General features: G+C 42.7%; 11 protein-coding genes and 1 tRNA gene. 5 read left to right on the forward strand and 7 right to left on the reverse strand.

The genetic code is table 11. The features are described 5' to 3' along the window. Window positions 1-62: 62 nt before the first annotated feature. Window positions 63-647, reverse strand: a complete 585-nt coding sequence (gene lolA / locus PSN35_RS03935; RefSeq protein WP_300029750.1) for an outer membrane lipoprotein chaperone LolA — start codon at window positions 645-647, stop codon at window positions 63-65. Then, window positions 637-2,928: a DNA translocase FtsK gene (locus PSN35_RS03940; RefSeq protein ID WP_300029754.1), complete on the reverse strand. Its 2,292-nt coding sequence runs from the start codon at window positions 2,926-2,928 to the stop codon at window positions 637-639. Before PSN35_RS03940 ends, lolA begins: the two co-directional genes overlap by 11 nt. A gap of 82 nt (window positions 2,929-3,010) precedes the next feature. Here PSN35_RS03940 and trxB point away from each other — a divergent pair, with 82 nt between their 5' ends. The 3 genes from trxB (at window position 3,011) to PSN35_RS03955 (ending at window position 4,867) form a co-directional block, all read left to right on the forward strand. Beyond that, entirely contained in the window at window positions 3,011-3,955 is a 945-nt protein-coding gene (gene trxB, locus PSN35_RS03945) for a thioredoxin-disulfide reductase (protein ID WP_300029757.1), read from the forward strand. Window positions 3,956-4,001: 46 nt separating this feature from the next. Beyond that, window positions 4,002-4,077: transfer RNA gene (locus PSN35_RS03950), tRNA-Phe, on the forward strand. A gap of 538 nt (window positions 4,078-4,615) precedes the next feature. Beyond that, window positions 4,616-4,867: a hypothetical protein gene (locus tag PSN35_RS03955; RefSeq protein WP_300029760.1), complete on the forward strand. Its 252-nt coding sequence runs from the start codon at window positions 4,616-4,618 to the stop codon at window positions 4,865-4,867. Between the two features lie 3 nt (window positions 4,868-4,870). On the opposite strand, the gene PSN35_RS03960 is transcribed toward PSN35_RS03955, so the two are convergent. From PSN35_RS03960 to PSN35_RS03980, 5 genes are all read right to left on the reverse strand, one after another. Continuing rightward, the gene (locus PSN35_RS03960) at window positions 4,871-5,233 is read right to left on the reverse strand and encodes a hypothetical protein (protein WP_300029763.1); all 363 of its coding nucleotides are present in this window, start codon (window positions 5,231-5,233) and stop codon (window positions 4,871-4,873) included. A gap of 357 nt (window positions 5,234-5,590) precedes the next feature. Continuing rightward, a complete protein-coding gene (locus PSN35_RS03965; protein WP_300029769.1) occupies window positions 5,591-6,148 on the reverse strand; it encodes a YecA family protein in 558 nt (185 codons plus the stop codon). Further along, the gene (locus tag PSN35_RS03970) at window positions 6,141-7,106 is read right to left on the reverse strand and encodes an aspartate carbamoyltransferase catalytic subunit (RefSeq protein ID WP_300029772.1); all 966 of its coding nucleotides are present in this window, start codon (window positions 7,104-7,106) and stop codon (window positions 6,141-6,143) included. Before PSN35_RS03970 ends, PSN35_RS03965 begins: the two co-directional genes overlap by 8 nt. Next, complete coding sequence (gene ruvX / locus PSN35_RS03975) at window positions 7,103-7,522, reverse strand: Holliday junction resolvase RuvX (RefSeq protein ID WP_300029775.1); 420 nt, start codon at window positions 7,520-7,522, stop codon at window positions 7,103-7,105. Before ruvX ends, PSN35_RS03970 begins: the two co-directional genes overlap by 4 nt. Further along, window positions 7,519-8,712, reverse strand: a complete 1,194-nt coding sequence (locus PSN35_RS03980; protein WP_300029778.1) for a lytic murein transglycosylase — start codon at window positions 8,710-8,712, stop codon at window positions 7,519-7,521. Before PSN35_RS03980 ends, ruvX begins: the two co-directional genes overlap by 4 nt. Before the next feature lie 12 nt (window positions 8,713-8,724). Between PSN35_RS03980 and PSN35_RS03985 the strand changes: the two genes are divergently transcribed. After that, a complete protein-coding gene (locus PSN35_RS03985) occupies window positions 8,725-9,663 on the forward strand; it encodes an FAD:protein FMN transferase (protein WP_300029781.1) in 939 nt (312 codons plus the stop codon). Continuing rightward, the coding region (locus tag PSN35_RS03990; protein WP_300029784.1) for a replication-associated recombination protein A at window positions 9,660-10,879 on the forward strand (1,220 nt) is incomplete at its 3' end. The genes PSN35_RS03985 and PSN35_RS03990, both read left to right, overlap by 4 nt.

Here is a 10,879-nt window from a genome sequence, read left to right on the forward strand (position 1 = left end):
GTTGATTCGTAATATTTGCATGGTGTTCGATGCGTATTTGGCCAGCAGTAAAACGCAATTTTCTAAAACGATTTAATAACGTCGAAGTCTTCACTCAAGTTGAGTTTAAAGATGTTCTGACTCATAGCTGAATTGCTGTTCACATTTTTAAACCTAACCAAAATAGTCTGCCCCAGTTGATTGTTTAGCTGAATAGCAACCAGTTGTTTTTTGGCAAAACCAAAGCTAAGTTGGTTAGATTCTTGCGTGCGATACCAGCGAATCCCTTGGCTTTCTTGCTCAAAGGTTGGTAGGGTTTTCAGTTGCTCAGGCCGATTGAGTAGCCAATATAGTGGGGTATTTTTTAGCTCGTCAATATTGCGCATGCTGGCTTGCTCTAGCTCATGATCAATCAGCCACAGCTCATTATTATTTAATAACAGAGTTTGATCAATCGGCTGTTTGGTTTGCCAAACAAACTGCGCAGGGCGCTTAAATTTTAAATAACCGGACGTGTTGGCAATGACCTGGCCTGACTCGTCAAGGGTTTGCTGATTAAAATTAGCGCTTAGCGTTTCTACGGTATTAAAAAAATCACGAAACTCGTTATTAGCACTTGCAAAACTTGAAGCGAAAATGGCCAAAACGGCCACTAATTTAACCATCATTGTTGATTGGTTCTGGTGCAAGCACTTGACGATTGCCCGCGCTATTCATGGTGCTAACAACACCTGCTGCTTCCATATCCTCAATAATGCGTGCAGCGCGATTATAGCCAATACGCATGCGGCGCTGTAAGCTAGAAATAGACGCTCTTCTTGACGAAGTGACTATCTGTACTGCTTCATCATAAAGCGGGTCCATTTCGCCAGTAGCGGTTGATTTGGCGCCACCGGTTGACTCATGTGAATCTTGCGACTCACTATGGGCATTTAAAATGCCGTCTAGATAATTGGTTTCAGAGTTTTCTTTTAAGAAATTAACCACACGTAGGATTTCATCATCATCAACAAAGGCGCCATGTACACGAGTTAGGTGCGACATGCCAGGGCTCATGTAAAGCATATCACCCATACCGAGTAATTGTTCAGCACCACCTTGATCCAAAATGGTGCGAGAGTCAACCTTGGAGGAAACCTTAAAGGCGATACGTGTTGGTACGTTAGATTTGATCAGGCCAGTAATAACATCAACACTTGGACGTTGAGTGGCAATAATAATATGGATGCCCGCTGCACGCGCCTTTTGCGCTAAGCGCACAATCAGTGCTTCAACGCGCTTGGCTTTTGCGCGATCTTCTTGAGCCAGCGCGCCAAGCATATCAGCGTACTCGTCAATTACCAGCATAATTAGTGGCAATGTTTCTAGCTCTGGCGCTTGCTCACCTTCTTCAGCAGTATTTTTATTGAAGGTTGGGTCGAGTAACGGCTCGCCTTTTTCTTTGGCTTTTTTGAGTTTGTCGTTAAAGCCATCAATGTTACGCACGCCAAACTTGGCCAACAATGAATAGCGACGCTCCATTTCATTCACACACCACCATAATGCTGATGCCGCCTCATTCATGTCGGTAACTACTGGGGTTAGTAGATGCGGGATGTCCGCATAAATAGCTAATTCAACAATCTTTGGATCAATCATGATGATGCGTACTTCTTCAGGCTTGGCCTTATAAAGCACACTCAGAATCATGGCATTTAGGCCAACCGACTTACCCATGCCTGTAGCACCAGCAACTAACAAGTGTGGCATTTTGGCCAAATTGGCAATCACCGGATTGCCATTAATATCCTTGCCCAGCCCCATCGTTAGTGTTGAGCTAGATTTGGCAAACGCTTGTGAAGCCAGCACTTCTTTTAAGCTGATTAGTTCACGAACCTCATTTGGAATTTCTAAGCCAATAACCGGTTTGCCAGGAATTACATCAACAATGCGCACACTTTCAACCAATAGTGCACGTGCTAAATCTTTGTTTAGGTTAATGATTTGTGACACCTTAACACCCGGTGCTAAAGACAACTCAAACTGGGTTACCACTGGCCCTGGCGTGACGGTGGTAATGCTAACATCAAAGCCAAAATCTTTAAGTTTTTCTTCAACTTGGCGCGACATGTCTTCAAGCACTTGTTCAGAAAAACCACTGGTGTTTACAACAGGCTCATCAAGTAAGTCAAGGCTTGGCAGGCCAGCTATGGCGCCCGTATTGAAGAGATTCGAAGATGCGGGCTTGTTAATTTTTTTGCTTGTTTTAACTTTGGCCGCCTTTACTTTTGCAACCACACTCGGTTTTGGCGCTTTAGGCTTGGGCGTAATGGTTAGTTTTTCTTGTTTTTTGAGTTTGGCTTTGGCGCGATTTTCTTTCAATTTGGCAAAAAAACCACCTAACCAGCTGCCAGTTGATGAAAAAATAACAACCCAAGAAGCGGTGGTTGCAATGCTAAAGCTGATCATCATGATGCCAAGATAAATAACCACCGAGGCACTGCCGAACAGCACGCCAAAATACTCATGCATGCTAATACCCAAATAGCCACCGGCTGAACCGATACTGGTTAAATTTTGAGCAAAAAAGGCACTACTAAAGGCGATTAAGATTAGCAGCGCAATGCTGCGAACCATAACAACAATTTTAGGTGAGCGATCACGCATTGCATTTTTATGAATGCGCCAACCTAGCCACATCAACGCCAAAGGAATGATGTACGTGCTTAGCCCCAAAATAGACAGAGATATATCGCTTAAATAAGCGCCAAATATGCCAGCTACATTGGTTACTGAGCTATCAAGTGCCACATCACCTGACCAAGGGTTTTCATGAACAGAGTGGGTGATTAGCGCCGCCAAATAAACCAATCCTGCGGCGACTAGCGCAATAAATAAAATTTCGCTACTGGCTTTGGTTCGCGGTTTGTTTGTGTTTTTTTTGGCCTTTGGCGAGGTATTTTTTTTCAAGGGGATTTGTGCTTGCTTTATAATGATTGAAATAAAATGACCGATTTTGGTCTGTGTATAATTATAAAGGATTGAGGTAGAAATGAGTGAAAATAAACATTGTAAGGTATTGATTGTGGGTTCTGGTCCAGCGGGCTATTCAGCGGCTGTTTATGCGGCGCGCGCAAACCTTAGTCCTGTCATGGTGAGTGGCTTGGAGCAAGGCGGTCAGTTGATGACTACCACTGAAGTGGACAATTGGCCGGGTGATGACGCGGGTGTACAAGGCCCTGATTTGATGGCGCGCATGAAAAAACATGCCGAACGCTTTAATACCGAAATTATTAATGATTATATTACTGAAGTTGATTTTTCAAAACGCCCATTTACCTTAAATGGCGGCTCAACCACTTACACGGCCGACGCTGTTATTATTGCTACTGGTGCTTCGGCACGTTATTTAGGCCTAGAATCTGAAGAAGCATTTAAAGGCAAGGGTGTTTCTGCTTGTGCCACTTGTGATGGATTTTTCTATCGTGGCCAAAAGGTGGCAGTTGTTGGCGGTGGTAATACAGCCGTGGAAGAAGCGCTATTTTTGTCAAATATTGCAGACCACGTAACCATTGTTCATCGTGGCGATAAGTTTTCTAGTGAAAAGATCTTATCAGACCAGCTGATTGAGAAATCTAAAACCGGCAATATCACCATTGAGTTTAACCAAAATTTAGACGAGGTATTGGGTGACAACATGGGCGTTACTGGCTTACGCTTAAAGAGTAACGATGGCGACACGAAAGAGATTGATGTACACGGCGTGTTTATTGCTATTGGTCACACACCGAATACGGGTATTTTTGAAGGACATCTTGAGATGAATCACGGCTATATTCAAGTGCAAAGTGGCACACAAGGCAATGCGACCCAAACTTCAATTGAGGGTGTGTTTGCAGCGGGAGATGTGGCTGACCATATTTATCGTCAAGCAATCACCTCGGCAGGCTCGGGCTGTATGGCTGCTCTAGATGCAGAGAGATTTTTAGGCGAATAGTTTTTAGCTCACGTATAGAATTTGTTGGTATAATTCTGACTTTTACGGCCGCATAGCTCAGTTGGTAGAGCAAGGGATTGAAAATCCCTGTGTCCCTAGTTCAATTCTAGGTGCGGCCACCATATTTTAAAGCACACCTTTTGGTGTGCTTTTTTATTGCCTGTTAACTAATTAATCGATTTATTCGATTGTTATAAATTTTGCGTTTTATATACGCATGCATGCGCCCACAAGGATCGTCAGTTATTTGGGCGCTGTTTATTTCTTTAGTTAATAAACACACTTTTGTTATAAGTATTGATCAGGCGACAACTTAATCTATAAAAAACAAAAAAAGGCGCCAGTATGGCGCCTTTTTTGACTTCTCTCCTCGGGCGGTTTTTAAAACATTATCCTTCGAATAAGGTTTGGTCTTAATACGAAGTGCAGTATAGTGTGCGCCTTGCATATTGAGTGGTGCTATTATAGTGTTATATTTGTGTAAAAACACTACTTTATGGGTTTATCTGATTGGTGTATTAACTATTAGTAAATAATTACATAATAATGTTGACATATTAGAAAAACATGATATAATAGCTCACATGTCGGCACTCTCCCCCAAGAATTATTCTCTCCTCAAGAGTTAATGTGTCGGCATACTAATTAACTAAAACAAACATGATGAAACTAATTTTAAACACTATTGCATTGATAACACTTATTGCTAGCGCCAACGCTTTAGCACAAATATCTGCACCTTACGGCGTGTTTAACCCGTTAGCCATGTTTGAGCAACAAGCCAGTAAGCAAGCACAACAAGCTAATTCAGCATTTTATAACTACGGTAATAAGGGTTATGATTTTGTTGTAGAGTCAGCGTTTGTGTCGGCGCCTAAATTGCCACAGCAATTTGCCAGCCTAGATCGTTAAGCTTTAGTAAACGACTGCTGCATTAATCGCAACCGTGCTAGGAATCACTAGCAGATCACTTTTAACTCGAATGTTTAAATGTTTATCAGCAGGTTTGCGTTGCATTCTGGCTGTAAAGGTGTTGTTTTTATAGCTAAGCTTAACTCGGTAGCCTTTTAGTACTTTGGCAGCCTTCTTTTGATAGCTAACATCCCAGCAGCCACGAACACCTGAGTCACACGGTGTACTAACCTTTTGCAAGGAGTAGTTCATGTAAATAGGTTCAATGTTAGTAATATCAGCTTTAATGACTTCAGTTTTATGATTAAAGGCAGAAGCGTTACCAATTAAAGCGAATAGAGCGATAAAGAGTGCAACGTGAGGCACGAAGTATGCTGGGGAAAATCTTTTTATCATTTTGTTTGCGTTAGTCCTTTTTTTTATTAGAAAAGTGAAAACTATATTACATTTATCTAATATTATGGTATAATAATACTTAGAAGATCATTATTTCTCTCCCCCGAGATTTATTTAATGATTTTCTATTAGGTAGTCGTTTTTTTTATTCTCCTCAAGTTTAGTTAGGCGGCTACCTCCTCCTCAAGATTTAATCCCCTTATGGGTGTGCCATGATATACACTTGCAACAGCTTTGCAACACTATCACTAGGGCATAATTTTATGATATTGTTATATTATCAGCGCTTAAAGTGTTTGAACGTAGTCTGTGGCTGCGTTTGAGCGGTTAATGCAGTGTTTCTGGGCTGATATAGTCTTGCTTAGATGGCTGTAAAGTTTCCTGAATTAGCAGCACGCCCATGCGCACAAACTCGATGATTTCAAACAAATCTTGGGCGTTTTGTTCGCTGTCAACCACGTCAGCATCAAGGTTTGATATTTCAGAAATATCTTTAATCATCTCAAGTGCATCTTCATCGGTGGTGGATATCTTTTGTAGGCCCAGGCCAACCAGATAACCCTGGCACCATTCAATTAGCGTGTTGGCCTGTTCACCTAATCTGGCATCTTCATCTGCCATTAACAGTTGAAAATCCAGGGTTGCATCGTTGAGTTGTGACAAGGTTCCATTAAAAATTTGCGCCAAAGCTTCATGGGCAGATTTTTCATTTAGATTGTTAAGATCGATACTAACCAGCACTTCATTAAGCCAATCGTCCAGTGTGAGCTCGGGCTTTACACAGGCAAAACCACACAAAATGCCGTGAGCGCTAGAAATAGTGTCATCGGTGTTAAGCACGTGTAATGTGGCTTTTAGATCGTCGTAGTCTAGTAGGTTATTCATGATTTTTTGCTAAAATTTGCATCACCGCCATGCGTACTGCAATACCATTTGTGACCTGTTGAAGTATAACGGACTGGGCGCCATCAGCAACGGCAGAGTCAATTTCTACACCACGATTAATTGGTCCAGGATGCATAACAATTGCATCTTTATTGGCCAAGGCTAAGCGTTCAGTGGTTAAGCCGTAATTGTCAAAGTATTCTTGCTCATTGGGAATGTCGGCTTCTAGCATGCGCTCTTTTTGTAGGCGCAACACCATAATCACATCACAACCTTTAAGGCCGATATCAATATCAGAAAAACATTTAACGCTGTTGCGGTGTTCAGTATCATATTGCAAACCTTCTGGTGCAATAAGGCGAATGTCTGTCGTGCCAAGTGTTTTCAGAGCTTGGATATCTGAATGGGCAACTCGTGAGTGGGTAATATCGCCGACAATGGCCACTGATAGGTTTTCAAAATCTGGCTTATGTTGACGAATGCTCAACATATCTAATAGTGCTTGTGTTGGGTGTGCATTGGTACCATCGCCGGCATTCAGGATAGAGATGCCTTCTAGATGCTGGGCCACATGATGAGGTAAGCCAGATTGCTTGTGACGAATCACAAACATGTCTATTTGCATGGCTTTAAGCGTATGCATGGTGTCCATTAGTGCTTCGTTTTTCTTTAAAGCGGAGTTGGCTAAATCGACATTAATAACGTTAGCGCTACTGCGCATGGCAGCAATCTCAAATGTGTTTCTGGTTCGGGTTGAAGGCTCGAAAAACAAATTGGCAACTGACATATCGTCCAGTGCTTTTGATTTTTTTAAGTTGCCTTGGCCATCCAGTAAACTGTCAGCTTTATCGAGAATATCAAGTAAGTGAGATTTGGGTAAATCTTCAAGACCTAATAAATGGACCAACTTGCCAGAATTATCTAGCTGTGTGTGGTTGCTAATCAGGTCTTTTTTCATGAATCTCCCAGCCAAGTTTGCAATATAAGCGCCGCGGAGCGCTTATCCACATCACCGCGTTTTGCGTTTTTGTGATGATGATTATATTTTAGTTGTTTTTTAGCTTCATTGGATGATAAATACTCATCAACCAAAACGGTTTCAACTTGATAACGCTCACTGAGCTTTCGGGCGAATGATTTGGCGATAAAAGTCATTTCTTGTTCTTTGCCGTCTTGATCATAAGGAACTCCGACAATAAATAAATTGGCTGGATGTTGGGCGATAATAACGTCAAATCCATCCCAATTAGTGGCACCATTTTTATGGTGTGTCACCAGTTCAAGGCCATTTGCTTGCAGGGTTAGGCTATTAGCAATGGCAACGCCGGTACGCTTGGTGCCAACATCAAAGCCTAAGTAGGTGTTAATGGTCATTGTAGTTGCTGTAATAGTTGGTAGCCTACATAGCCATCAACAGGTAGTTGGTTGGCATGCTGATATGCACGTGCGGCATTGCGTGTTTTTGGTCCTGAAATGCCATCGGGCTCGCCAGTATCAAAGCCAAGTGCATTGAGTTGAGTTTGGATTAGATTGATATTGTCACGACTCAGCGAAGGCTCTTTAATGGGTGTGGCGTATAGTTGGCTCGTACCTGCAAGTCGATCAGATAGGTGTCCGACTGAGAGGGCGTATAAGATGGAATTGTTCCAGCGCAAAATAGCGCGAAAATTTCGATACACTAAAAATGCAGGGCCGTTGTAGCCCATGGGTAGTAGTAACGAGGCACTCATGTTAGAGCTTGGTAAGCTTTGACCATCGGCAGTTTTTACACCAAGGTTCGCCCACTCATTAACAGTTTTTTTGGTTTTTAAATTTGCTAACTGATAGTCAAAGCTGCTTGGGATGCTAACTTCACGACCCCAACGCTCGCCTCGATGCCAGCCGATGTTTTCTAAAAAATTTGCTGCACTGGCAAAGATGTCTTGAGTATTATCCCATAGGCCGATTTCACCGTCTTGATCAGCATCCACACCATAGGCTTTAACATTGGTTGGCATAAACTGAACATTGCCCATTGCACCAGCCCAAGAGCCTTTGGCGTTAGCTGGAATTTTGCCTGAATCAATCAGGCCTAATAAAGTAAGTAATTGCTGGGTGAAAAACGCGCTACGTCGTTGATCATAGCTCAGTGTGGCTAAGGAGCGTACTAAGCTTAGGTCACCTGTATAGGTGCCAAAGTTGGTTTCCAAACCCCAAAAGGCAACAATGATATGAGGCGGAACGCCGTATTTTTGGTAGTTTTTTTGTAGAACTTTTTGATGCTGTTTAAGTTTTTTGGCACCGTTTTTTAAGCGATAGTCGCTGACTCTAGAGCCGAGATATTTCCAAAAATTTTGGCTAAATTCTGCCTGCGTTCGGTCAAATTTAATGACTGTTGGGTTCGGTGTGAGGCCGGATAAGGTTAAATCCAAAGTGGCAGCAGATACACCTTGTGAACTCGCCTGATGGCGGATATCTTGCAGAAAATCTTCAAAACTTTGAGCCTCGGGCAGAGTTTTATGCGCTAGGGTATCATTGGCATAAGACCAGCTAGAAAAGAGTAAGCAAATAATCAATCGAAACATGACAAAATTATAATGCCTAAGTTGTTAATCATCCTTCTCTTTTTTGGTCTAAGTGGCTGTCTGCAAACGCAATCAGTTGAACAAATTACTGGCAAGACGATGGGTACTAGCTACACCATCAAAACCCAGGGCAAGGTTGACCAGAGTTTAATTGACCAGCGCCTTAAGCAAATTAACCAAATTTTTTCAAGTTGGGATCAGCACTCAGAGTTATCAAAAGTTAACCAACATCCTATAGACCAGCCGGTGCGACTGTCTGCTGAATTATTAAAAGTTCTATCTGAATCAATTTGGGTGAGTGGTCAAACACAAGGTTTTTTTGATCCTGCATTGGGCAGCTTAATTGATGTTTGGGGATTTGGCGCAACAAAAGTTGCGCAAAAACCTAGTAGAAATAAGGTTGCAAGCGCACTTAAAAACGCCTCGATTAGCAAAGTCTCACTAGAGGCTGATCAGCTAACTAAACAGGCAGATATTAAATTAAATCTTTCAGCAGTTGCTAAAGGATATGCGGTGGATGAGGTTGCTCGCCTGCTTGATCAGCAGCAGATTGAGCGGTATATGGTTGAAATTGGTGGCGAGGTTAAGGCTAAAGGTCGGTGGACAATTGGCATTGAAACACCAGCAGGCCAAGCGCCAATTGCTATTGATTTAATGAATGAATCGATAGCCACCTCAGGCAACTACCGACAATATTTTGTCTGGGAGGGTGAGCAATATGCACATATTCTTGATCCGCATACAGGCCTACCCGTGAACAGCGACTTGTTCTCAGTCAGTGTTATTCATCCAAGTAACTTATTAGCAGATGCCTATGCAACAGCGATGATGGCTATGGGTAGTGTTAAGGCGCAACAACTGGCTGAAACGCTTAAGCTTAAGGTAGTGTTAATTTTGAAGTCGGCAGATGACAGCAGTTATGCAGAAAATATAATAAAATTGGGCTTATGATTCCATTAGCTGAAACCCTAAGACCCGATAACTTGAGTGAGTTCTTCTCGCAAAGTCATTTGCTGAATGACACCCACCCACTCAAACAGGCAATTAATAATAAGCAACTGCATTCGATGATTTTATGGGGGCCGTCTGGCGTGGGAAAAACCACCTTGGCACGCATTATTTGCACTCAGGTTGAGGGGTATTTTGTTCAGTTGAGTGCGGTACTAGATGGCGTGAAAGAGTTGCGAAATGTGGTTGAAAACGCTAAAAAATACCAAGCCATTGGCCAGTCTACAGTGTTGTTTGTTGATGAAATTCATCGGTTTAATAAGGCCCAACAGGATGCCTTTTTGCCACATATTGAATCTGGCTTAATTACCTTGATAGGTGCCACCACTGAAAATCCGTCATTTGAACTTAATAGGGCGCTACTGTCGCGCTTGAGTGTTTATGTATTAGAGGCGCTTGATGAAGCGGGACAGGGGCAAATTCTGCAGCGTTGTTTGACGCATTTGCAACTTGAGCTAGACACATCGTCACAACAAAAAATTATTGCCAGTAGTCATGGCGATGCGCGTCGCCTGATTAATATTGTGGAAAAAATTAATCAGGCGGGTTTGGCCCAACTAGACGAGAAAAGCATCACAACATTTTTGCAAGATTCGGTGGCAAGTTTTGACAAGGGTGGCGATATTTTTTATCAACAACTCTCAGCATTTCATAAGTCGGTTCGCGGCTCAAGCCCAGACGGGGCGCTATACTGGATGGCGCGAATGTTGGTGGGTGGCTGTGATCCAAAAACCATTGCCAGAAGATTGCTGGCAATTGCTTCTGAAGACATCGGCAATGCTGATCCGAGAGCGCTAGAAATTACGTTAAATGCCTGGAATGTGTATGAGCGAGTGGGCGACAAAGAAGGCAATCGAGCCATTGCACAGGCGGCGATTTATTGTGCGGTTGCGCCAAAGTCCAACGCCACTTATTTGGCGTTTAATCAGGCCATGAGTATGGCGCAACAAACCAGCGAACTGCCCGTGCCAAAGCATTTATGCAATGCACCTACGGGGTTGATGAACGAGCTAGGCTATGGACAAGATTATCGTTATGCTCATGATGAACTGGACGGCATTAGCCACGGGCAAACTTATTTCCCTGAGGCGCTAGGCGAGCAGAGTTATTATCAGCCAACAGATCGAGGTTTGGAGATTAAAATTAAGCAGAAACTTGA

Source organism: Candidatus Thioglobus sp. (genome assembly GCF_028599055.1).
Lineage (GTDB): Bacteria > Pseudomonadota > Gammaproteobacteria > PS1 > Pseudothioglobaceae > Thioglobus_A.

Coding starts and splice junctions, on each gene's coding strand:
- lolA (WP_300029750.1), bottom strand. CDS start 647: ATGATGGTTAAATTAGTGGCCGTTTTGGCCATTTTCGCTTCAAGTTTT.
- trxB (WP_300029757.1), top strand. CDS start 3,011: ATGAGTGAAAATAAACATTGTAAGGTATTGATTGTGGGTTCTGGTCCA.
- PSN35_RS03955 (WP_300029760.1), top strand. CDS start 4,616: ATGATGAAACTAATTTTAAACACTATTGCATTGATAACACTTATTGCT.
- PSN35_RS03965 (WP_300029769.1), bottom strand. CDS start 6,148: ATGAATAACCTACTAGACTACGACGATCTAAAAGCCACATTACACGTG.
- PSN35_RS03970 (WP_300029772.1), bottom strand. CDS start 7,106: ATGAAAAAAGACCTGATTAGCAACCACACACAGCTAGATAATTCTGGC.
- ruvX (WP_300029775.1), bottom strand. CDS start 7,522: ATGACCATTAACACCTACTTAGGCTTTGATGTTGGCACCAAGCGTACC.
- PSN35_RS03980 (WP_300029778.1), bottom strand. CDS start 8,712: ATGTTTCGATTGATTATTTGCTTACTCTTTTCTAGCTGGTCTTATGCC.
- PSN35_RS03985 (WP_300029781.1), top strand. CDS start 8,725: ATGCCTAAGTTGTTAATCATCCTTCTCTTTTTTGGTCTAAGTGGCTGT.